Annotated in this window: 24 protein-coding genes; 13 read left to right on the forward strand and 11 right to left on the reverse strand. The window is 72.3% G+C overall.

The features are described 5' to 3' along the window. Positions 1 to 13: 13 nt before the first annotated feature. The gene (gene trpD / locus ACLQ14_RS06795) at positions 14 to 1,090 is read right to left on the reverse strand and encodes an anthranilate phosphoribosyltransferase (RefSeq protein WP_425811209.1); all 1,077 of its coding nucleotides are present in this window, start codon (positions 1,088 to 1,090) and stop codon (positions 14 to 16) included. Positions 1,091 to 1,384: 294 nt separating this feature from the next. On the opposite strand from trpD, the gene ACLQ14_RS06800 reads away from it, so the two are divergent. The 5 genes from ACLQ14_RS06800 to ACLQ14_RS06820 all read left to right on the forward strand — a co-directional run bounded on the left by ACLQ14_RS06800 (position 1,385) and on the right by ACLQ14_RS06820 (position 6,315). Further along, on the forward strand, positions 1,385 to 2,020 hold the full coding sequence (locus ACLQ14_RS06800) for a cytochrome c oxidase subunit 3 (protein WP_425811210.1): 636 nt from the start codon (positions 1,385 to 1,387) through the stop codon (positions 2,018 to 2,020). 53 nt (positions 2,021 to 2,073) lie between these two features. Further along, positions 2,074 to 2,853, forward strand: a complete 780-nt coding sequence (locus tag ACLQ14_RS06805) for a c-type cytochrome (RefSeq protein ID WP_425811212.1) — start codon at positions 2,074 to 2,076, stop codon at positions 2,851 to 2,853. Beyond that, positions 2,850 to 3,881, forward strand: coding sequence for a Rieske 2Fe-2S domain-containing protein (locus ACLQ14_RS06810; RefSeq protein WP_425811214.1), 1,032 nt, complete (start codon positions 2,850 to 2,852; stop codon positions 3,879 to 3,881). Before ACLQ14_RS06805 ends, ACLQ14_RS06810 begins: the two co-directional genes overlap by 4 nt. Then, a complete protein-coding gene (locus ACLQ14_RS06815) occupies positions 3,878 to 5,587 on the forward strand; it encodes a cytochrome b (RefSeq protein WP_425811216.1) in 1,710 nt (569 codons plus the stop codon). The genes ACLQ14_RS06810 and ACLQ14_RS06815 overlap by 4 nt, the downstream gene beginning before the upstream one ends. Positions 5,588 to 5,688: 101 nt before the next feature. Next, on the forward strand, positions 5,689 to 6,315 hold the full coding sequence (locus tag ACLQ14_RS06820; RefSeq protein ID WP_425811218.1) for a superoxide dismutase: 627 nt from the start codon (positions 5,689 to 5,691) through the stop codon (positions 6,313 to 6,315). A 138-nt stretch (positions 6,316 to 6,453) separates the two neighbouring features. Here ACLQ14_RS06820 and ACLQ14_RS06825 read toward each other — a convergent pair whose 3' ends face one another. After that, positions 6,454 to 7,209, reverse strand: a complete 756-nt coding sequence (locus ACLQ14_RS06825) for a DeoR/GlpR family DNA-binding transcription regulator (protein ID WP_425811220.1) — start codon at positions 7,207 to 7,209, stop codon at positions 6,454 to 6,456. Positions 7,210 to 7,297: 88 nt separating this feature from the next. On the opposite strand from ACLQ14_RS06825, the gene ACLQ14_RS06830 reads away from it, so the two are divergent. After that, a complete protein-coding gene (locus ACLQ14_RS06830) occupies positions 7,298 to 8,008 on the forward strand; it encodes an NUDIX domain-containing protein (protein WP_425811222.1) in 711 nt (236 codons plus the stop codon). Positions 8,009 to 8,082: 74 nt separating this feature from the next. Here ACLQ14_RS06830 and ACLQ14_RS06835 read toward each other — a convergent pair whose 3' ends face one another. From ACLQ14_RS06835 to coxB, 3 genes are read right to left on the reverse strand one after another with little or no spacing between them, the layout of a single operon-like run. Further along, positions 8,083 to 8,481, reverse strand: coding sequence for a cytochrome c oxidase subunit 4 (locus ACLQ14_RS06835; protein WP_425811224.1), 399 nt, complete (start codon positions 8,479 to 8,481; stop codon positions 8,083 to 8,085). After that, positions 8,478 to 10,259: a cytochrome c oxidase subunit I gene (ctaD, locus tag ACLQ14_RS06840; RefSeq protein ID WP_425811226.1), complete on the reverse strand. Its 1,782-nt coding sequence runs from the start codon at positions 10,257 to 10,259 to the stop codon at positions 8,478 to 8,480. Before ctaD ends, ACLQ14_RS06835 begins: the two co-directional genes overlap by 4 nt. Further along, positions 10,259 to 11,203, reverse strand: a complete 945-nt coding sequence (gene coxB, locus ACLQ14_RS06845; protein ID WP_425811228.1) for a cytochrome c oxidase subunit II — start codon at positions 11,201 to 11,203, stop codon at positions 10,259 to 10,261. The genes ctaD and coxB overlap by 1 nt, the downstream gene beginning before the upstream one ends. Before the next feature lie 238 nt (positions 11,204 to 11,441). Between coxB and ACLQ14_RS06850 the strand changes: the two genes are divergently transcribed. Together ACLQ14_RS06850 and ACLQ14_RS06855 are read left to right on the forward strand one after the other, a co-directional pair. Continuing rightward, the gene (locus ACLQ14_RS06850; RefSeq protein WP_425811230.1) at positions 11,442 to 12,644 is read left to right on the forward strand and encodes a cysteine desulfurase family protein; all 1,203 of its coding nucleotides are present in this window, start codon (positions 11,442 to 11,444) and stop codon (positions 12,642 to 12,644) included. Next, positions 12,641 to 12,883 carry a sulfurtransferase TusA family protein gene (locus tag ACLQ14_RS06855; protein WP_425811232.1) on the forward strand — a complete coding sequence of 81 codons (243 nt, stop codon included), beginning with the start codon at positions 12,641 to 12,643 and terminating at the stop codon, positions 12,881 to 12,883. The genes ACLQ14_RS06850 and ACLQ14_RS06855 overlap by 4 nt, the downstream gene beginning before the upstream one ends. 30 nt (positions 12,884 to 12,913) lie before the next feature. Here ACLQ14_RS06855 and erpA read toward each other — a convergent pair whose 3' ends face one another. Then, complete coding sequence (gene erpA / locus ACLQ14_RS06860; protein WP_425811234.1) at positions 12,914 to 13,264, reverse strand: iron-sulfur cluster insertion protein ErpA; 351 nt, start codon at positions 13,262 to 13,264, stop codon at positions 12,914 to 12,916. 217 nt (positions 13,265 to 13,481) lie between these two features. Between erpA and nadA the strand changes: the two genes are divergently transcribed. The 3 genes from nadA to ACLQ14_RS06875 all read left to right on the forward strand — a co-directional run bounded on the left by nadA (position 13,482) and on the right by ACLQ14_RS06875 (position 15,977). Further along, on the forward strand, positions 13,482 to 14,717 hold the full coding sequence (gene nadA, locus ACLQ14_RS06865) for a quinolinate synthase NadA (RefSeq protein ID WP_425811236.1): 1,236 nt from the start codon (positions 13,482 to 13,484) through the stop codon (positions 14,715 to 14,717). A gap of 70 nt (positions 14,718 to 14,787) precedes the next feature. Beyond that, entirely contained in the window at positions 14,788 to 15,324 is a 537-nt protein-coding gene (locus tag ACLQ14_RS06870) for an acyl-CoA thioesterase (RefSeq protein ID WP_425811238.1), read from the forward strand. 62 nt (positions 15,325 to 15,386) lie between these two features. Beyond that, on the forward strand, positions 15,387 to 15,977 hold the full coding sequence (locus tag ACLQ14_RS06875) for a DUF3043 domain-containing protein (RefSeq protein WP_425811240.1): 591 nt from the start codon (positions 15,387 to 15,389) through the stop codon (positions 15,975 to 15,977). 22 nt (positions 15,978 to 15,999) lie between these two features. On the opposite strand, the gene ACLQ14_RS06880 is transcribed toward ACLQ14_RS06875, so the two are convergent. The 4 genes from ACLQ14_RS06880 to ACLQ14_RS06895 are packed head-to-tail and all read right to left on the reverse strand — an operon-like array spanning position 16,000 to position 18,137. Next, positions 16,000 to 16,209, reverse strand: coding sequence for a hypothetical protein (locus tag ACLQ14_RS06880; RefSeq protein ID WP_425811242.1), 210 nt, complete (start codon positions 16,207 to 16,209; stop codon positions 16,000 to 16,002). 13 nt (positions 16,210 to 16,222) lie between these two features. Next, positions 16,223 to 17,296: a quinone-dependent dihydroorotate dehydrogenase gene (locus ACLQ14_RS06885; protein WP_425811244.1), complete on the reverse strand. Its 1,074-nt coding sequence runs from the start codon at positions 17,294 to 17,296 to the stop codon at positions 16,223 to 16,225. Then, positions 17,293 to 17,739: a hypothetical protein gene (locus ACLQ14_RS06890; RefSeq protein ID WP_425811653.1), complete on the reverse strand. Its 447-nt coding sequence runs from the start codon at positions 17,737 to 17,739 to the stop codon at positions 17,293 to 17,295. The genes ACLQ14_RS06885 and ACLQ14_RS06890 overlap by 4 nt, the downstream gene beginning before the upstream one ends. A gap of 41 nt (positions 17,740 to 17,780) precedes the next feature. Continuing rightward, on the reverse strand, positions 17,781 to 18,137 hold the full coding sequence (locus ACLQ14_RS06895) for a hypothetical protein (RefSeq protein WP_425811246.1): 357 nt from the start codon (positions 18,135 to 18,137) through the stop codon (positions 17,781 to 17,783). Positions 18,138 to 18,223: 86 nt separating this feature from the next. On the opposite strand from ACLQ14_RS06895, the gene ACLQ14_RS06900 reads away from it, so the two are divergent. After that, a complete protein-coding gene (locus tag ACLQ14_RS06900; RefSeq protein WP_425811248.1) occupies positions 18,224 to 19,693 on the forward strand; it encodes a leucyl aminopeptidase in 1,470 nt (489 codons plus the stop codon). Positions 19,694 to 19,767: 74 nt separating this feature from the next. Here the strand turns inward: ACLQ14_RS06900 and ACLQ14_RS06905 are convergent, their stop codons facing one another. Beyond that, positions 19,768 to 20,121 carry an oxidoreductase gene (locus ACLQ14_RS06905; protein ID WP_425811250.1) on the reverse strand — a complete coding sequence of 118 codons (354 nt, stop codon included), beginning with the start codon at positions 20,119 to 20,121 and terminating at the stop codon, positions 19,768 to 19,770. 184 nt (positions 20,122 to 20,305) lie between these two features. On the opposite strand from ACLQ14_RS06905, the gene lpdA reads away from it, so the two are divergent. Continuing rightward, entirely contained in the window at positions 20,306 to 21,685 is a 1,380-nt protein-coding gene (gene lpdA / locus ACLQ14_RS06910; protein WP_425811252.1) for a dihydrolipoyl dehydrogenase, read from the forward strand. Position 21,686: the final 1 nt, after the last annotated feature.

The following is a 21,686-nucleotide window of genomic DNA, read 5'->3' on the forward strand; positions in this document are numbered from 1 at the left end:
GCTGAGGACCGGGTCAGCGGCGCGAGGCCGCGACCCACCGCTCGAGCAGCTGGGCGGCGCTCCCGGAGTCCACGCTCCGCGCGGCGACGTCCATGCCCGCGCGCAGGCGCTCGACCAGCGTGCCGTCGCCCGTCCCGGGCTGCGAGCCGTCCGCGACGAGTGCCGCGGCGGCGTTGAGCAGCACCGTCTCGCGGACGGGCCCCCGCTCTCCGCCCAGCATGCGACGCGCGACGCCGGCGTTGTGGTCGGCGCTCGCGCCGCGCAGGTCCGCGACCGTGATGGGCGTCAGTCCGAGGTCCGCAGCGGCGTCGAGCACGTGCTCGGTCACCGCACCCTCGTGGACCAGCCACACGCGTGACGGCGCGGTGGCCGCGAGCTCGTCGAGCCCGTCCTCGCCGCGGAAGACGAGCGCCGAGGTCCCGCGCGACGCCAGCACGCCCGCGACCAGCGGCGCCATCCGGGCGTCGGCCACGCCGATCGCGGTCGCGCGGGGCTGGGCGGGGTTGGTCAGCGGGCCGAGGAAGTTGAACGCCGTCGGGATCGGCAGCTCGCCGCGCGCCGCGGCCGCGTGCCGGAACGACGGGTGGAACGCCTGCGCGAAGCAGAACGTGATCCCGACCTCGGTGGCGAGCTGCGCCACGCGCGGCACGTCGAGGTCGAGCCGTACGCCGAGCGCCTCGAGCACGTCCGCGGAGCCCGACGACGACGTGGCGGCCCGGTTGCCGTGCTTGACGACGCGCACGCCCGCACCCGCGACGACGATCGCCGCCATGGTCGACACGTTCACGGTGTGCGCGCGGTCGCCGCCGGTCCCGACGATGTCGACCGAGGGAGCGGGCGCCTCGAAGCGGCGCGCGTGCGCGAGCATCGCGTCCGCGAGGCCGGCGAGCTCCTCGACCGTCTCGCCCTTGACCCGCAGGCCCACGAGGAAGCTCGCGAGGCGGGCGGCGGAGACCTCGCCGGACATGACCTGGTCCATGACCCACGCGGTCTCGTGGGCGGCCAGGTCACGGCGGTCGACGAGCGCCTGGAGCAGGGTCGGCCAGGTCGGCTCGTCCGTCGCCGCGGGCACCGTCGTTGGGATCGTCACGCAGGTCTCCTCGCAGAGCTGGTCGCAGGACTCGGGCGGCCGGGGCCGCGCTCCTCATGATGCCAGCGACCGACGCCGTCGGGGCCCCGCGTCCACGCCGACGTCCGGCGCCCGGCCCCGCCCCGGCCGGGTCCGGGAGGCGCGCTCCGGCGCCGCCCGTTTGGTGACACCTTCGCGACTTCCGTCATGAGGTGGCCGAACGAGGCGCAGAATGTCAAGGAAGTGTGAGATTCGACCGCGCCGAGACGGCGGCTCCATGAACCAAACCACGTCCTCGTCGGCCATAATGAAGCCGTGTCGACCGCAACGGCTACCCCCCACACCCATGTGACCGTCAACCGGCCCAACCCGGTTCAGGTCGGGACCATCGTCTGGCTGTCCAGCGAGCTGATGTTCTTCGCGGGGCTCTTCGCGATGTACTTCACCGCCCGGTCGGTCATGCCGGCCAGCGAGTGGTCGGCGCAGGCCGACAAGCTCAACGTCTGGTTCTCCGCCGGCAACACGACGATCCTCGTGCTCTCGTCGTTCACCTGCCAGCTCGGCACCTACGCCGCCGAGCGGTTCCGCCCGCGACGCACGGGCAAGCTGTGGCAGGTCGGCCGGTGGGGCATGGTCGAGTGGATCGCCGTCACGTACGTGATGGGCGCGATCTTCATCGCCGGCCAGGTCACCGAGTACTCGGACCTCGTCGAGCAGGGTCTGTCGATCCACTCGAACGCCTACGGCTCGGTCTTCTACCTCGCGACCGGCTTCCACGGCCTCCACGTGCTCGGCGGTCTGATCGCCTTCCTGTTCCTGCTCGGCCGGACGTTCTCCGCCAAGCGGTTCGGGCACCACGAGGCGACGTCCGCGATCGTCACGTCCTACTACTGGCACTTCGTCGACGTGGTGTGGGTGGCGCTCTTCAGCGTCATCTACCTGCTGCGCTGACGCACCGCCGCCCCCGAACCACACATCCACCCACCGCGAGACGAGGATCACCCGTGAAGGCACTCGCCGCCCGCAGGCACCACCGGTACGCACCGGTCGTGCTGCTGCTGCTGGCGCTGCTGGTCACTGGCGGCGTCTACGCCGTCCTCGCGCCGAGCCAGGCGCGGGCGGACTCCGCCAGCACGCAGGACATCGAGACCGGTCAGAAGCTGTTCCAGGCCAACTGCGCGACGTGCCACGGGCTCAACGCCCAGGGCACCGACAACGCGCCGTCGCTCATCGGCGTCGGCGCGGCCGCCGTCGACTTCCAGGTCTCGACGGGCCGCATGCCGATGGCCATGGACGGCCCCCAGGCGCAGACCAAGCCGCGGCAGATGACCGAGGAGCAGACGAGCCAGCTGGCCGCGTACATCGCGTCGCTGGGCGCCGGGCCCGCGATCCCGACGGACGAGCAGGTCGACGGGTCCCTGGGCAACGCGGCGACGGGCGCGGAGATCTTCCGCACCAACTGCGCCATGTGCCACAACGCCACGGGGCAGGGCGGCGCGCTCTCCGAGGGCAAGTACGCGCCCTCGCTCGAGCGCACGTCGGCCCGGAACATCTACCAGGCGATGCTCACCGGCCCGCAGTCGATGCCGGTGTTCAACGACGCCAACATCACGCCTGACGAGAAGCGTGACGTGATCGCGTACCTCGAGGCCCAGCGCCACGGCAGCGCCGGCGGGGCGACCCTCGGCTCGCTCGGCCCGGTCTCCGAGGGCGTGTGGGCATGGGTCGTCGGCATCGGCCTCCTGATCGGCGCCGCCGTGTGGATCGGAGCGAAGTCCTCGTGAGCAGCAAGACGACCGACGTGACCGTCCCCCACCCGGACGGCGACCTGGAGCGTTTCCAGGACCCGGGGATCCCCGAGCACCGTCCGCGCATGGCGGACAGCGACCCCAAGGCGGACAAGCGCGCCGAGCGCCAGGTGGTGGTGCTCTTCACCATCTCCGTGATCGGCACGATCGTCGCGCTGTGGGCCTACTTCGCCATCCGACCTGACGGCACGACCGCCGGCGTCCGGACGTCGACCATGGTCCTGGGCCTCGCGATCTTCTTCGCGCTCGCCGGCATCGGCGTCGGCGCGATCCACTGGGCCAAGACGCTCATGTCCGACCACGAGGTCGTCGAGGACCGGCACGCCACGCGCAGCCCGGACGACGTCCGCGAGATCGCCGTCCAGAAGCTGGCCGACGGCATCAAGGACTCGGGCATCGGCCGCCGCGGCATCCTCAAGGGCGTCGTCGTCTCGGCGCTGGCGCTCTTCCCGCTGACCATCGCCGTCCCGCTGATCAGCTCGGTCGGCGGCGACTGGAACGTCGGCACCTTCCGCACCACGCTGTGGAAGAAGGGCACCCGGCTCACCTACGACCCCACCGGCCGGCCGATCAAGGCGTCCGACGTGACGATCGGCTCCGCCGTGCACGTCATCCCCGAGGTCAGCGACGAGTTCCGCCAGACCGGCGAGTGGATCACGGAGAAGGCCAAGGCACTCGTCCTGATGGTCCGGCTCGACCCCCGTGACTTCAAGCCTTTCCCCAAGGGCAAGGAGAACTGGACCTACGACGGCATCATCGCGTTCTCCAAGATCTGCACCCACGTGGGCTGCCCCGTCGCGCTGTACGAGCAGCAGACCCACCATCTCCTGTGCCCGTGCCACCAGTCGACGTTCGACGTCGCCGACGGCGCGAAGGTCGTGTTCGGCCCCGCCAAGCGGCCTCTGCCGCAGCTGCCGATCACCGTCGACTCCGACGGCTACCTCGTGGCGCAGGACGGATTCGACCAGCCCATCGGCCCGAGCTACTGGGAGCGACTGCGGTGACGACGACAACCCCCGCGCGGCCGACGGCCGCGGAACCGACGACACCGATCGGCCGCACGTCGGACTACCTCGACAACCGCACCGGCATCGGCCACGCGGTCAAGGAGTTCGCGCGCAAGGTCTTCCCGGACCACTGGTCCTTCCTCCTCGGTGAGATCGCGCTCTACTCGTTCGTCGTGCTGCTCATCACCGGCACGTTCCTGACGATGTTCTTCGTCCCGAGCATGAGCCTGAGCACGTACCACGGCGCGCCCAGCACCATGGACGGCCTGACGATGTCCGACGCGTTCGCGTCGACGCTGCGCCTGTCGTTCGAGGTGCGCGGCGGCCTCCTGATGCGCCAGATCCACCACTGGGCCGCGCTCGTGTTCATGGCGGCGATCGTGACGCACATGATGCGCGTGTTCTTCACGGGCGCGTTCCGCCGGCCCCGCGAGTTCAACTGGCTCATCGGCTTCACGCTGCTGCTGACGGGCCTCCTGGCCGGGTTCACCGGCTACTCGCTGCCCGACGACGTCCTGTCCGGCAACGGGCTCGCGATCGCCAACGGCGTGGTCAAGTCGATCCCCGTGATCGGCTCCTACATGTCGTACTTCATCTTCGGCGGCGACTTCCCGGGCGAGCAGATCATCCCGAGACTCTTCACGCTCCACATCCTGCTGATCCCCGCGATCATCCTGGCCCTCGTCGCGCTGCACCTGATGTTCGTCGTCGTGCACAAGCACACCCAGTACCCGGGTGGCGGCCGCAAGGACGGCAACGTGGTGGGCTTCCCGCTCTTCCCCGTTTACACGGCGAAGGCCGGCGGCTTCTTCTTCGTGGTGTTCGCGGTCCTGTCCCTCATGGGCGCGACGATGGCGATCAACACGGTGTGGAACTACGGGCCCTTCGACCCGTCGCCCATCTCGGCGGGCGCCCAACCGGACTGGTACATGCTGTTCCTGGAGGGCTCGCTCCGGCTCATGCCGGGGCAGGCGGAGTTCGTCTCGTGGGGCGACTTCACATGGTCGTTCAACGTGCTCGTGCCCGCGGTCCTGCCGGTGCTGCTCCTCATGGGCTTCGCGCTGTACCCGTTCATCGAGGCCAAGGTCACGGGCGACGACCGCGAGCACCACGTGCTCGACCGGCCGCGCAACCGCCCCGCCCGCACGGGCATCGGCATGGCGTTCCTGGCGTTCTTCATCATCCTGGCGTTCGCCGGCTCCAACGACCTGATCGCGACGCACTTCCACCTGTCGATCAACTCGATCACGTGGTTCTTCCGGGTGTTCATCTTCGTGGGCCCGTGGTTCGCGTTCTGGATCACGAAGAGGATCTGCCTCGGGCTGCAGCGCAAGGACCGCGAGCTCGTGCTGCACGGGCACGAGACCGGCCGCATCGTCCGCTTCGCGTCGGGCGAGTACATCGAGGTGCACCGTCCCCTCGACGAGCAGGAGAGGTGGCTCCGCGTCGGTTACAAGGCGTATCAGCCGCTCGAGCTGCCCGCCCCGACGGGGCCGAAGGGCACCAAGGCAAGGCCCTACAAGTCGGCGAAGCGCTGGTCGAAGCTCTCCCGGTTCTTCTACGAGGACCGCATCGAGCCGGTGACTCCCGCGGAGCTCGCGGCGTCGCACTCGCACGGCGAGCACGACGCCCTCCCGGGCGGCGAGGACCACGCCCTCGTTGCACCGGACCACTCCGTGGACGCCACCGAGCAGTCGCACTGAGTTCGTCGCAGAGTAGGTACATGGCCCGTTCGCACGTGTCCCAGGCTTCCCGCCCGGGCCCCGTGCGGACGGGCCTCACCACATCCAGGAGGTAGTTACGCATGGCTGTCTACACGCTCCCCGAGCTCCCCTACGACTACGCGGCGCTCGAGCCGCACATCTCCGGTCGGATCATGGAGCTCCACCACGACAAGCACCACGCCGCCTACGTGACCGGCGCCAACACGGCCCTCGACAAGCTCGCCGAGGCCCGGGAGTCCGGTGACCTCTCCGCCGTGAACCTGCACGAGAAGAACCTCGCGTTCAACCTCGGCGGCCACGTCAACCACTCCGCTTTCTGGCAGAACCTCTCCCCCGAGGGCGGCGGCGAGCCGACCGGCGAGCTCGCCGCGGCGATCGACCAGGACTTCGGGTCGTTCGAGGCGTTCAAGAAGCACTTCGCCGCGACCGCGGCCGGCGTGCAGGGATCCGGCTGGGCGATCCTCGCCTGGGACTCGATCGGCCAGAAGCTCATCATCGTGCAGCTGTACGACCAGCAGGGCAACATCGCGCTGGGCCTGGTCCCGCTCGTCCTGCTGGACGTGTGGGAGCACGCGTACTACCTCGACTACCAGAACGTGCGCGCGGACTACGTCACGGCCTGGTGGAACATCGTGAACTGGGCGGACGCGGACGCGCGCTTCCAGCGCGCCCGCACGCAGACGGCCGGGCTCATCGTCCCCGCCTGACCGCCCGGGGGCGCCCCGCGCGCCGTCGACACGCCTCGGAGGGCCGCATCCGTCTGCACGGGTGCGGCCCTCCGTCGTGCCGCCGCTCGGAGCGCCTCCGCTCCCCCACGGCCCCGCGGGCACGCCCGCACGCGCCGGTCAGCGGGCCCCGAGGACGAGCACGCCCCGCGCTGCCAGCTCAGCGGCGACGGGGTGGTCGCGCCCGTCGGTGACGACGCCGGCGACGTCCCCGAGCGGGAGCACCGCGTACGGCGACGCCGCACCCAGCTTGTCGGCGCTCGCCAGCACGTACGTCTCCGCGGCGCGCGAGGCGAGGGTGCGCTTCATCGCCGCCTCGTCGGCGTCGCCGGTGGTCAGGCCGGCGTCCGGGTGAACCCCCGTGACCCCGAGGAGGAAGACGTCGGCCGAGACGGTGGCCGCGGCCTCGGCGGCCGCCGCCCCGCACGTCACCGCGGAGTGCTTGAACAGGCGCCCCCCGATGAGCAGCACCTCGACGCCCGCGTGCGTCACCAGTTCGACGGCGACCGTCGGGCTGTGCGTCACCACCGTGCACTCGAGCGCCGGCGGAAGTGCGCGCGCCACGGCGAGCGTCGTGGTCCCGCCGTCCAGGATCACGACACTCCCGGGCCGGACGAGGTCGACGGCGCGGGCCGCCACCGCCTGCTTGCTGCCGGGCTCGACCTCGGTGCGCGCCGCGTAGTCGCCCATCGCCCGCGAGGCGGGCACCGCTCCGCCGTAGACCCGCTGGCACAGCCCGAGAGCCGCGAGCTCGCGCAGGTCGCGCCGGATGCTGTCCTCCGAGAGCTCCAGCTCGGCCGCGAGGTCCTTGGCGACGAGCTTTCCGTCCCTGCGGAGTCGGGCGACGAGCAGGTCTCGTCGTTCGGCTGCGAGCACGGTGGCCCTCCGTCCGTCCGAGCCGGCCACGGTGGCCCGCTTCCCGATTCTGCGTAATCATGCACGTTCTTGCCGATAGTCTAGGGGCATGACACGCACCCCTGCTATCCCTGCCGCCGACGCGGTCCCCGCCGTCCCGCGCCCCGGCACCTCCGTCCCCGACTCCCGTGGCCGCACCGCCCTCGACCGCACGGGGCGTCAGCTGGACCGGAACGCGGACGTGGTCGTCCGCGACGTCGAGCTCACGTCCGACGGGTGGCACGTCCTGCGGCGGACCACCTTCGACTACCGTCGGCGGGACGGCCGCTGGACCACCCAGCAGCGCGAGACCTACGACCGCGGCAACGGCGCCACGATCCTCCCGTACGACGTCGAACGCGGGACCGTGCTTCTCACCAGGCAGTTCCGCTACCCCGTCTACGTCAACGACCATCCCGACGGGATGCTCGTCGAGACTGCCGCCGGCCTCCTCGACGACGACGACCCCGAGACCGCCATCCGTCGCGAGGCCGGCGAGGAGCTCGGCGTCGCGATCGGCCCGCTGACGCACGTCTTCGACGTCTACATGAGCCCGGGCTCGGTCACCGAGCGCGTGCACTTCTACGCCGCTCCCTACACCCCCGCCGACCGGACCGCCGCGGGCGGGGGCGTCGAGGACGAGGGCGAGGACATCGAGGTGCTGGAGCTCCCGTTCACCGACGCGCTCGCGATGACCCGTGACGGCCGCATCGCCGACGGGAAGACGATCATGCTGCTCCAGTGGGCGGCGCTCCACGGTCCGTTCGCCGGCCGGGCCTGAGGCCCGACGACGAACCGGCCGGGCCCGTCTTCCCCGAGGGGGAGACGGGCCCGGCCGCGCGGTGCGACGAAGCGTCAGTGCGCGTGCTGCCCGCGCGAGTACTCGAACACCCAGCCGATGAGCCCGACGACGCCGAGCGCGACGCCGACGCCGACCAGCCACCAGCCGACCGCCAGGCCCAGGAACGTCAGGGCCGCGGGGAAGGCGATCGCCAGCGGCCACCAGCTCCACGGCGCGTACACGCCCTGGTCGCCGGCGCCCTCGTCGATCTCGCCGAAGGGGTTGTCCTCCGGGCGGGGGTCGATGCGGCGGGCGGTGAGGGCGAGGAACGTGCCGATCATCGCGGACAGGGCCGCGACCAGGAAGATCCCGACCGTGCCGACCGGCTCGCCGTGGCTCCACAGGGCGTAGATCACGCCCATCGCCGCGAAGAACGGCGCCAGGAAGAGGAAGAGCTTGGACTCGAGCTTCACTTGGTGTCCTCCGTCCGGCCGGTGCCGTGCTCAGGTCGTCCCTCGAGCCGCTCCATCGTCGCCTGCGTGTGCCCGCGCCGGTCCGCCTCGCCGAAGACCTGTGCGGCCGGCGACGGGTGGACGTCCGGGTGGTCCATCGCCGCGACCTCCGGGTGGTGCAGGTCGAAGGCGGGACGCTCGGAACGGATGCGCGGGAGCGAGGTGAAGTTGTGCCGCGGCGGCGGGCAGGACGTCGCCCACTCGAGCGACATGCCGTAGCCCCAAGGGTCGTCCACCGTCACCTTGGGCGCGTTGCGCCACGTGGTGTAGACGTTCCACATGAAGGGCAGGAACGAGGCCGCGAGGATGAACGAGCCGATGGTCGACACCTGGTTCATCCACGTGAAGCCGTCCTGCGGCGAGTAGTCCGCGTAGCGGCGCGGCATGCCGTCGACGCCGAGCCAGTGCTGGACCAGGAACGTGGCGTGGAAGCCGACGAACAGAAGCCAGAAGTGGATCTTGCCGAGGCGCTCGTCGAGCATCCGCCCCGTCATCTTGGGCCACCAGAAGTAGAAGCCCGCGAACATCGCGAACACGACCGTGCCGAACACGACGTAGTGGAAGTGCGCCACGACGAAGTACGAGTCGGAGAGCTGGAAGTCCAGCGCAGGGCTCGCGAGGATGACGCCCGTCAGTCCACCGAAGAGGAACGTGACGAGGAACCCGATCGACCAGAGCATGGGCGTGTCGAACGTGAGCTTGCCGCGCCACATCGTGCCGATCCAGTTGAAGAACTTCACGCCCGTCGGGACCGCGATGAACATCGTCATGATCGAGAAGAACGGCAGGAGCACCGCGCCCGTGACGTACATGTGGTGCGCCCAGACGGTCACCGACAGGGCCGCGATGGAGATCGTCGCGTAGACGAGGCCCTTGTAGCCGAAGATCGGCTTGCGGCTGAAGACCGGCAGGATCTCCGAGATGATGCCGAAGAACGGCAGCGCGATGATGTAGACCTCGGGGTGCCCGAAGAACCAGAACAGGTGCTGCCAGAGCACCGCTCCCCCGTTGTCCGGGTTGAACACCTGGGCACCGAGCCGACGGTCCGCGCCGAGGCCGAGGAGCGCCGCCGCGAGGGGCGGGAAGGCCATGAGCACGAGGATGCTCGTGATGAGCGCGTTCCACGTGAAGATCGGCATCCGGAACATGGTCATGCCCGGGGCGCGCATCGTCATGATCGTGGTGATGAAGTTGACGCCACCGAGGATCGTCCCGAAGCCGCTGAGCGCGAGCCCGAACACCCACATGTCTCCACCGACGCCCGGTGAGAACGTCGTGTCGGACAACGGCGCGTACGCGGTCCAGCCGAACGACGCGGCGCCCTGCGGGGTGAGGAAGCCCCCGACGGCGATGATCGAGCCGAACAGGTAGAACCAGTACGCGACCATGTTCAGGCGCGGGAACGCGACGTCCGGGGCGCCGATCTGCAGCGGCATGATGACGTTCGTGAAGCCCGCGAACAGCGGCGTCGCGAACATGAGCAGCATGATCGTGCCGTGCATCGTGAAGAGCTGGTTGTACTGCTCACGGCTCTGCACGATCTGCAGGCCCGGCTCGAAGAGCTCGGCGCGGATCAGCAGCGCCATCACGCCGCCGATGAGGAAGAACACGAACGAGCTGATGAGGTACAGGTACCCGATCGTCTTGTGGTCGGTCGAGGTCACCCACTTGACCACGGTCCGCCCGAGCGTCTGGCGCCCGGTCCGCAGACCCGGGATCGTCTCGGCTTGCGCCACCATCACTGACCCTCACCTTCCGTGGCGGGCACGTTGCCCGCCGTCTCGCCGTCGTTCTGCGAGCGGTCGTAGGCGTCCGACAGCAGACCCGTCTGGCCCTTGGCGCGCAGGTCCTCGATGTGCTGCTGGTACTCCTGCTCGGAGACGACCTTGACGTTGAACAGCATGCTCGAGTGCCACTCGCCGCAGAGCTCGGCGCACTTGCCGGCGTAGGTGCCCTCGCGCATCGGCTTGAGCTCGAAGGAGTTGGGGTGGCCCGGGATCACGTCCTCCTTGTAGAGGAACGCCGGGACCCAGAAGGAGTGGGCGACGTCGCGCGTCGTCAGGTCGAACTTCACGGTCTTGCCGACGGGCAGGTAGAGCGTCGGCATGGCCTTGTCGGTGCCCTTGGCGCCGTCCACCAGGTCGTCCTTGGTGAGCGAGCCGACGTCCTGCGCCATGACGCCCACCTCGTGGACGTCCTCGTTCTTGTAGTTGAAGTCCCAGCTCCACTGCTTGCCCACGACCCCGATCGTGACGTCGGGGTTGCCGCTGACCTTCTTGATCTCCGTGACGTCACGGTTCGTGTAGAAGAACAGCACGAGGACCATGACGATCGGCACGACCGTGTACATGATCTCGAGCGGCATGTGGTACCGCGTCTGGATCGGCAGGGCGTCGTCGCCCTTGCGCTTCCGGTACGCGGCGATGCACCAGATCATCAGGCCCCACGTGATCAGGCCGACAACGAGGGCCGCGATCCAGGAGCCGTTCCACAGGTGCGTGATCCGGGCGGTCTGGTCCGTCACCTGCCGGCCGTCGTCGTAGCCGGGCAGGAAGCCGCGCTTCACTTTGTCGGAGGAGCAGCCGGATGCGAGCAGCGCGACCGACACGGCGACGGCCGCTCCGGTGACGAGCTGCCGCCGACGGCGGCGGGGGGTGTGCGGGTGCAAAGGGGGGCCTTTCACGTCACGTCAGGGTGGACCCGTGGCTCCACGGGTCCTCCGCAAGACCTTCGTTCTCGACACACGAAGCCTAGCGCGGGTTCCCCCAGGTCCGCGCCCGCGCCGCCCCGGACGATCGGCGCAGATCGGGCCGGCGCCCTCACGGCCCGCCGCCGCCTCGCCGGATTCCGCCGAACGACCCGTCCTTGCTGGCGGACCCCCGCGATCTGTCAGATCCCTCGCCCCGTCTACGCTGGTCGCTGTGACCGATCCCACCCCGTCCGCCGCGCTGCCGGCGGCGGAAGACGCCCCCGCGCCGGACCAGGCGCGGCCCCGCTCCCGGGCGTGGCTCGACGCCTCCGGCGCGGCCCGCGTGCACCCCGTGGCGCGGCGCGCGTTCGAGCAGGCGCTCGACGACGGCTGGGCGGACCCGCGTCGCCTGAGCACCGAGGGCAGGCGGGCGCGCGCACTGCTCGACGCGGCCCGCGAGGCGGTCGCCGCCGCCGTCGGCGCGCGCACGGAGGAGGTCCACGTCGCACCGTCGCACACGGCGGCGCTCCACGCCGCCGTGCTCGGCACCGCGGCCGGACGCCGCCGCGCGGGCACGCGCGCCGTGGCGAGCGCCGTCGAGCGCGCGGCGGTGCTGCACGCCGCCGAGCACGCCGGGCTCGAGCTTGCGCGCGTGCCCGTGGCGCGGACCGGCGCCGTCGACGAGGACGCGTTCGCCACCGCCCTCGACGACGGGCCGGCCGCCCTCGCGGCCCTGCAGCACGCGAACGGCGAGGTCGGCACCCTCCAGCCCACGGCCGCCGTCCACGAGACGACGTCCCGGGGCGGGGTGCCGCTCCTCGTCGACGGCGGCGCGAGCGTCGGGCACGTGGAGATCGGTCCCGCGTGGGACCTGCTCGCGCTCGACCCGCGCGACTGGGGCTCCGTGCCCGGCGCGGGCGTGCTCGTCGTCCGGCGCGGCGTGCGGTGGCGCCCGGTGACGCCCGAGGACGAGGACCGCTTCTTCCCCGGCGGCCCGTCGGTGCCCGCCGCGTTCGCCGCGGCGGCATCGCTCGAGGCGGTCCTGACCGACCGGGCGGAGGCGGACCGCCGGCGCCGCGCGCTTGTCGACCTCGTCCGTGCCCGCGTCGCCGCCGAGGTCCCCGACGTCGAGGTGGTCGGTGATCCCGACCACCGGCTCCCTCACGTCGTGACGTTCTCGTGCCTTTACGTCGACGGCGAGGCGCTCGTCACCGAGCTCGACCGGGCCGGGTTCGCGGTCGGCTCCGGGTCCGCGTGCACGTCGAGCTCGCTCGAGCCGTCACACGTCCTCGCGGCGATGGGCGTGCTGACGCACGGCAACGTGCGACTGGCCCTCGACCGCGAGGCCACGGCCGACGACGTCGACCGGTTCCTCGCCGTCCTGCCGGGCGCGGTGGCCCGGGTCCGGGCGATGCTGGGGGCCCAGGCGCTGTGACCGTCGTCGACGCGCGCGGGCTGCGCTGCCCGCTCCCCGTCATCCGGCTCGCGGCCGCGGCCCGCGACGCCGCTCCCGGCGCCCGGCTGACGGTGCTCGCGACCGACCCGGCGGCCGAGCACGACGTGCCGGCCTGGGCGCGGATGCGCGGCCACGCCGTCGTCGGCTCGGAGCATGACGAGGCCGCGGGGACATGGTCGCTCACCGTCGAGGTGAACGGCCGGTCGCCCGCGGCCTGAGTCGTGCGCCCGGTGGCCCGGGCCTCGCTGTCAGCTGAAGGAGCCGCCGCAGGCGCAGGAGCTGCCGGCGTTCGGGTTGTCGATCGTGAAGCCCTGCTTCTCGATCGTGTCCGCGAAGTCGATCGTCGCGCCCTCGAGGTAGGGGACGCTCATGCGGTCCACCACGACCTCGACGCCGTCGTAGTCGCGCAGCGCGTCGCCGTCGAGCACGCGCTCGTCGAAGTACAGCTGGTAGATGAGGCCGGAACAGCCGCCCGGCTGCACTGCGACGCGCAGGCGCAGGTCGTCGCGGCCCTCCTGCTCGAGGAGGCTGCGGACCTTGTCCGCGGCGAAGTCGGTGAGGTTCACGCCGTGGGTGGCGATCTCTGTCGTCTCGCTCATGTTCGTTCTCCGCTGGGTCGCGAGGGCTGGGCCCTGGGGGTCGCGGCGCCGTCGGGCTCGGGCGCCTCCGCCAGCGTGAACCATGCCGCGCGCGATCCTGTTCCCGATCACGCGCCGCCGGTCCGGCGGTCCGTCCGAGCCGGCGTCCCGGCCCCAGGTCCGACGACGCCGCAGGGACGCCGTCGGTGCCAGGGTACGCCCGTGCGATGATCGAGCCGTGACGACCACCTTGCTCGAGACGTTCGGCGGAGCCGGCTTCCAGGAGCCCGCCGCCTCTCCCCTGCTCCTGCTGGGACAGGGCCGCGACCTCGCCTCCGAGCGGGGCGTCGAGTGCGCGGGCGCGCTCCCCGCCGCCTCCGACCCGGACCTCGTCGAGCGGGCCGTGGCCGCGCGCGCCGCGCTGGGCGACCGGGCGTTCGTGCTGGGCCACCACTACCAGCGCGACGAGGTGATCCGCTTCGCGGACGTCACCGGCGACTCGTTCAAGCTCGCGCGCGAGGCGGCCGCGCGGCCCGACGCGGAGTTCGTGCTGTTCTGCGGCGTGCACTTCATGGCGGAGTCGGCGGACATCCTCACGTCCGACGCGCAGCAGGTCGTGCTGCCGGACCTCGCCGCGGGCTGCTCGATGGCGGACATGGCAGCGATCGACCAGGTCGACGACGCGTGGGACGTCCTCGAGGACCTAGGGCTTGCGGGCCGGACCGTCCCCGTCACCTACATGAACTCGGCGGCCGCGATCAAGGCGTTCACGGGGCGCCACGGCGGCACGGTGTGCACGTCGTCGAACGCGGAGGTCGCGCTGCGCTGGGCGTTCGAGCGCGCGGACGCGGCGGGTGCCGCTCAGGGCGCGGGCGACGGTGCGGGCAAGATCCTGTTCCTCCCCGACCAGCACCTCGGCCGGAACACGGCGGTGCTGCAGCTCGGCATCCCGCTCGAGGCGTGCGTGGTCTACGACCCCCGCAAGCCGCTCGGCGGGCTGACCGAGGCCGAGCTGGCCGCGGCTCGCGTGATCCTGTGGCGCGGGCACTGCTCGGTGCACGGCCGGTTCTCGGCCCGCAACGTCGAGGACGTCCGGGCCGCGGTCCCGGGCGTGAACGTCATGGTGCACCCCGAGTGCAAGCACGAGGTCGTGACGGCGGCCGACCACGTCGGCTCGACGGAGTTCATCATCCGGGCGCTCGACGCCGCGGAGCCCGGCTCGGCGTGGGCGATCGGCACCGAGCTCAACCTGGTCCGCCGCCTCGCGGCCCAGCACCCGGAGCTCAGCGTCCACTACCTCGACTCGACGGTCTGCTTCTGCTCGACCATGAACCGGATCGACCTGCCGCACCTGGTCTGGGCGATGGAGCAGCTGGTCGAGGGCCGGGTCGTGAACCGGATCGTCGTGGACGACGACGACGCGCACTGGGCGCGGGTCGCGCTCGACCAGATGCTCGCCCTGCCGGGGATCTGACCGCGGCGCCCGACGGCGCTCCGCCCCCGAACTACCCGAGACCAGCGGTCTCGGGTAGTAGCCTGCTCGCGTGACCCGTCAGATCCAGCTCGCGCTCGCCGCCGTGCGTCCCCGGAAGGCGGACCCGTCCGTCCCCGTCCTCGGCCCGTCGATCACCCGGATGCGCGTGCACCCGGGCGACCTCGACTACTACTGGCACGTCAACAACGGCGTCTACCTGCAGATGATGGACGTCGCGCGGACAAACTACATGGCGGACATCGACGCGCTGGGCGCGATCAAGAAGCGCGGCTGGTACGCGGTCGTGGCGGCGTCGACCATGAAGTACCGGCGCTCGCTCAAGGTCGGCGACCGGTTCGAGATCCGCACCCGGGTGCTGGGCTGGGACGAGCGCGTCGTCTACATGGAGCAGTCGTTCTGGCGGGGCGAGGAGCTGAGCGCCCGCGGGCTGGTGGCCGGTCGGTTCCTGCACCGCGACGGCACCCGCGTCCCCGCCCCCGACGTGATCGCGTTCCTCGCGGGGCTGCACGGCCGCGAGGTCACCGAGCCCGAGCTGCCCGCCGACGTCGCGGCCTGGGCGCGCGCCGTCGACGTCGCTCCTCGCTGACGTCTGCACGCGGCACGGCGGGCGCGCAGGGAACGCCCAGGAGCCTCGACTATCCTCGACCCGTGGCCCTTCTTCGCAACAAGCAGTCCGAGACCCCCGAGCCGACCCCGGCCGTCGAGCCGGCACCCGGCGACGGCAAGGGCCGCGCGACGCCCAAGCGCAAGGAGGCGGAGGCCGCGAACAAGCGCCCTCTCGTCCCGACGGACCGCAAGAGCGCGGGCCGCGACGCGAAGTCGCAGCAGCGCGAGGCGAGGGCCCGCCAGTACCAGGCCATGAAGGCGGGCGACGAGCGCTACCTGCCCGCCAAGGACAAGGGCCCGGTGCGCCGGTACGTGCGCGACCACGTCGACGCGCGCTGGAACATCGCCGAGTACTTCCTGCCGATCGCCCTGCTGTTCTTCGTCGTGATGATCGTCACGACCGGGCGCGACCCGGTCATGTCGTTCGTCGTCCTCGCGGCGCTCTACCTGCTCGTCCTGATCGCCGTGGTCGACGCCGTGATCATGTGGTTCGGCCTCAAGAAGCGCCTGCGCGCCAAGTTCGGCGAGGTCCCCAAGGGCACCGCGTTCTACGCCGTCATGCGCGCGTTCCAGCTGCGCCGGTCGCGCATGCCCAAGCCCGTGCACGCCAAGCACGGCGTCTACCCGGAGTAGCGCGGACCCGCCGGTCGGCGGCTCAGCCCACCCGGAGCGCCACGGCCGGGGCCGCGGGCTCGCCCTCGTGCAGCACCGTCGCTGACGCGACGCCGCTGCCCGCGAGGGTGCGCCACGTCTCCCCGAGCCACTGCTCGGCGTCGTACTGGTTGGTGAACAGCGGGCTCACGGGCTCCTCGAGCGCGCGCCCCTCCCCGTCCACGAACCGCCAGGTCCACTGCGGCCTGATCATCGACGCCTCCCCCTCACTGTCGCGGCGCGGACGCCGGCTCGGCTGACGTGAGCGCCCGGTTGATCCGTGACGCCCAGAACGGGCCCTCGTAGATGAACGCGGTGTACCCCTGCAGCAGGTCGGCGCCGGCCTCGAGGTACGCCCTCGCGTCGTCGGCCGTCGTGATCCCGCCCACGCCGATGATGACGGGTCCCTGGCCGAGGCGCGCGCGCAGCCGGCGCACGACGTCGAGCCCGCGCGGCAGCAGCGGCGGCCCGGAGAGCCCGCCGGGCCCGAGGTCGTGGGCGATCGTCGTGTTGACGGCGACCACGCCGTCGAGGCCGAGCTCGAGCACGAGGTCCGCGACCGCGTCGACGTCGCCGTCCGCGAGGTCGGGGGCGATCTTCACCAGCAGCGGGACGCGCGGCGCGCCCGAGCCGGCCGTCGCGGCGTCGGCGGCCTCCCGGACCGCCACGAGGATCGGGCGCAGCGACTCGACCGACTGGAGGTCGCGCAGGCCGGGCGTGTTGGGCGACGAGACGTTGACGACGAGGTAGTCCGCGTGCGGCGCCAGCAGGGCCGCGCTGGTCGCGTAGTCGTCCGCCGCCTGGTCGGCCGGGGTGACCTTCGTCTTGCCGATGTTCGCCCCGACGACGACGGCGCGACCGCCGGACGTGGTCCGCAGCCGGCGCAGCCGGTCGGCTGCGGCGGCGGCGCCCCGGTTGTTGAAGCCCATCCGGTTGCGGAGCGCCCGCTGGTCGAGCACGCGGAAGCTGCGCGGCCTGTCGTTGCCGGGCTGCGCGTGCGCGGTCACCGTGCCGATCTCGACGAACGCGAAGCCGATGGTCGCGAGGCCGCGGATCGCGAGGGCGTCCTTGTCGAAGCCGCCCGCGAGCCCGAGGGGCGCGGGGAACGACCGGCCGAGCACCTGGACGGACCCGGGGCCGCGCGTCGTGCTCTCCGCGAACGGCGCGAGCGTGCGGCGCAGGACCGTGCGGACGCCGGGGACGACACCGACGGCACGGATCACCGGGAACGCGAGGTGGTGGGCCCGCTCGGGGTCGAGGTGCCGGAAGAAGCCCTGGAACAGGGCGGCGTAGACCTTCACGCGGACGCTCCTTCCTCGGCGGCGCGCGGCCGCGTGTGCCACAGCCACCACAGGCCGACGAACGGCAGGACCAGCGGGATGTAGCCGTACCCGGACCCGAAGCTCGACCACACGGTCGACGTGGGGAACGCGTCGGAGTCCGCGAGCGAGGCGACGCCGACCGCGAGGACCCCGACCAGCTCGACGGAGCACGACACCCACGCGACGCCGCGCCAGGTCCCGCCGCGCCACAGGGCGACCGTCGCGAGGATGTAGACGACCGCGGCCAGCAGCGACAGGAGGTACGCGAGGGGGGCGTCGGAGAACTTCGTCGCGAGCTCGTAGCTCGCGCGACCCGTCGCGGCGAGCGCCAGGATCCCGTAGACGGCGACGAGCACGCGGCCGAACCCTGCCCGGGTGGGCGGTCCCTCCGCATGCTGGCTTGCGCGGTCCTCGGCCGTCACGGCGGTCTCCTTGCTCTCGGTCGTCTCGGGTCGTGCCACGCTCAGCCCTGCCACACCTGCACCATGCGCAGCTGCAGGAACGCGACGGTCACGGCGGCCAGCAGCAGCACCACGGAGCTCCAGCGCGTGCGCTCCGCGAACGCGACCGCCGCAGCGAACGGCAGCACCAGCAGCGACGCCGCGACGTAGCCCCAGAACAGTCCCGGGCTGCTCACGCTCTCGGAGCCCGCGAGCAGGACGCCCGCGACCACGGCCTCGACGACCAGCAGCGCCTCGACGACCGCCCCACCCCAGAGCTGACGCAGGATCACCGGACGGTCCCGGTACACGAACCACCCCGCCCAGCCGGCGAGCGCCAGGCTCGCGGCGACCACGAGCACGGTGAGGGGGACGGTCACGACCCGCAGCCTACCGGGCGTGCCCGATCCGCCCGGGTCCGGTCGCCGCCCCGCCCGGGCTCGGCGCCGGGCGTTAGCATCGCCGGGTGACCGACCTCACCGTGACCAGCGACTCCCCCGCCTCCCTCGCCGTCGACGCCCTCGTCGTCGGCGCCGTCCGTACCCCAGAGGGCCCACGCCTCCTCGCGGACGCCCTGCCCACGGCCGCCGCGACCCGGCTCGCCTCGCTCGCCCCCGCGCTCGGCATCACCGGCGCGCCGGACGACGTCCACCGCCTCCCCGCCCCCGACGGCGTCGCGGCCCGTGTGATCGTCGTCACCGGGCTCGGGTCCGACGCCGAGGACGCCGAGGCCCTGCGCCGCGGCGCCGGCGCCGCCGTCCGCACGCTCGCCGGCACCGCCTCGGTCGCCGTCGCTCTCCCGGCCGCGTCCGACGACGCGGTCGCGGCGGTCCTCGAGGGCGCCGCGCTGGGCGCGTACGCGTTCGACCGCTACACCACGGACGCCGACGCGAAGGCCGCCGTCGGCGCCGTGCAGGTCGTGGTGCCCGACGCGAAGGCCGCGCGCGCCGCGGCCGAGCGGGCACAGGTGCTCGCGACGTCCGTCCACCTCGTGCGGGACCTTGTGAACGCGGCGCCCAACGACCTGTACCCCGAGGCGTTCGCGGGAACCGCGAAGGACGCCGCCAAGGGCACGGGCGTCAAGGTGACCGTCCTCGACGAGAAGGCGCTCGCCGCGGGCGGCTACGGCGGCCTCGTCGCCGTCGGCCAGGGCTCGTCGCGTGGTCCTCGCCTCGTCAAGGTCGCCTGGTCGCCGTCGAAGCCGGCGGCCACGGTCGCGCTCGTCGGCAAGGGCATCACGTTCGACTCGGGCGGCATCTCGCTCAAGCCGCCGACCTCCATGGTCGCGATGAAGTCGGACATGGCCGGCGCCGCCGCCGTGCTCGGCACGGTCCTCGCGGCCGCCCGGCTCAAGCTGCCCGTCGCCGTGACGGGCTGGCTCTGCCTCGCCGAGAACATGCCGTCGGGCACGGCCCAGCGCCCGAGCGACGTCATCACGATCCGCGGCGGGAAGACCGTCGAGGTCCTCAACACCGACGCGGAGGGGCGCCTCGTCCTCGCCGACGGCCTCGTCGCGGCGATCGAGGAGAAGCCCGACGTCGTCGTCGACGTCGCCACGCTCACCGGCGCGCAGATGGTCGCCCTCGGGGCGCGCGTGTCCGCGGTGATGGGGACCGACGACGTGCGCGACGAGGTCGTGGCCGCCGCGGGCCGCGCCGGCGAGCAGTTCTGGCCGATGCCGCTGCCGGCCGAGCTGCGCGAGTCGCTGTCGTCCAAGGTCGCGGACATCGCCAACATCGGCGAGCGGCACGGCGGGATGCTCGTCGCGGGCCTGTTCCTCAAGGACTTCGTCGGCCGCACGCCGTGGGCGCACCTCGACATCGCGGGGCCCGCGTTCAACGAGCAGTCGCCGTTCGGCTACACGCCGGCAGGCGGCACGGGCGTGGCGGTGCGCACGCTGCTCGAGCTCGTCGAGGCGCGCGCGGCCCGCGCGTAGTCTCCCGGCACGTCGGCGTCGGTCGGGCCGCGGGGACTCCCCAGCGGCCCGGCCGGCGTCAGGCTTCGCCCGCGTCAGGCCTCGCCGCGGCGACGGCGCGTGTTCCACTCGCGCATGCGCTGCGGGTAGCCCGTGCGGCGGACGTCGTACAGGGGGATGCCGAGGTCGTCGGCGAGACCGCGCGCAGCCTTCTCGTCGGGGACCCGGCGCCGGGTCCACTCCCCCGTCGTCGCGATCAGGAGCAGCGTCGTCGGCATGTCGCCCGTGGACGGCTCGAGGTACCCCTCGACACCCACGCGGGTCGTCACGAAGGTGCGGAAGTGCTCGGTGGTCGCGCGGCGCGCGTCGGCCTGCGAGGGCGACGCGTCGGCCACGGGGCGCGACGACGAGCCGGACGATCGGGAGAACAGGCGGCGCAGCCGGGACATGCGCGTAGCGTAGCCGGGCCGCGCAGGCGACCGGCCGCGAGCGCCCGCGGTGCGACCACCGTCACGTCCCCGCCGGCCGGTGCCGATTGGGGCGTGCGCTGCGATGGTGCCAAGATGGGTCGACGGGCCCAGCGCCCGTACGCGCGGGCCCGGACCCGTCAGAGAAAGAACGCAGGAGGAGCACGTGGCCGAGACCCGCACGTTCGACGTCGTCGTGCTGGGCGGCGGCAGCGGGGGGTATGCGGCGGCCCTGCGGGCTGCGCAGCTCGGGCTGACCGTGGCCCTGGTCGAGCAGGACAAGCTCGGCGGCACCTGCCTCCACCGCGGCTGCATCCCCACCAAGGCGCTGCTCCACGCCGCCGAGGTCGCTGACGCGGCCCGCGAGTCCGAGTCCTTCGGGGTCAGGGCGACGTTCGACGGCATCGACATGGCGGCGCTCGCGCGGTACAAGGACGGCGTCGTCGCCGGGCTCTACCAGGGGCTGCAGGGCCTCGTCTCGTCGCGCGGCATCACGCTCGTCGCGGGTCACGGGAAGCTCGTGGCACCCGACACGGTCGAGGTCGGCGGCGAGCGGTACACCGGGCGCAACGTCGTCCTCGCGACCGGCTCCTACTCGCGCACGCTGCCGGGCCTCGAGGTCGGCGGCCGCGTCATCACCTCCGAGCAGGCACTCGAGCTCGACTACGTGCCACGGTCCGCGCTCGTGCTCGGCGGCGGCGTGATCGGCGTCGAGTTCGCGTCCGTGTGGCGCTCGTTCGGCGCCGACGTCCACGTCGTCGAGGCGCTCGACCACCTGGTCCCCGCGGAGGACGTCGCCGTCTCCAAGGCCCTCGAGCGCGCGTTCCGCAAGCGCGGCATCGGCTTCACGCTCGGCGACCGGTTCGCGTCGGCCTCCGAGACCGACTCCGGCGTCCGCCTGACCCTCGAGTCCGGCGCCGCGCTCGACGCCGAGGTCCTCCTCGTCGCCGTCGGCCGCGGCCCCCGCACCGCCGGGCTCGGGTTCGAGGAGCAGGGCGTCCGGCTCGACCGCGGCTTCGTCGTCGTCGACGAGCGCCTGCACACCGGCGTCGGCAACGTGTACGCGACCGGCGACATCGTGCCCGGCCTCCAGCTCGCGCACCGCGGGTTCGCGCAGGGCATCTTCGTCGCCGAGCAGATCGCCGGACTCGACCCGACCCCGATCGACGAGTCGGGGATCCCCCGCGTGACCTACTCCGACCCGGAGATCGCCTCCGTCGGACTCACCGAGCAGGCCGCCCGCGAGCGCTTCGGCGACGACGCGGTCGAGACCCTCGACTACAACCTCGCCGGCAACGGCCGCAGCAAGATCCTCGCGACGCAGGGCTTCGTCAAGCTCGTGCGCCGCGCGGACGGCCCGGTCGTCGGCGTCCACCTCGTCGGGGCCCGCGTCGGCGAGCTCGTCGGCGAGGCCCAGCTCATCGTGAACTGGGAGGCGCATCCCGAGGACGTCGCCGCCCTGGTCCACGCCCACCCCACGCAGAACGAAGCCCTGGGCGAGGCACACCTCGCCCTGGCCGGCAAGCCTCTGCACGCCCACAACTGAC

It is taken from the genome of Luteimicrobium sp. DT211 (genome assembly GCF_049844995.1).
Lineage (GTDB): Bacteria > Actinomycetota > Actinomycetes > Actinomycetales > Cellulomonadaceae > Luteimicrobium.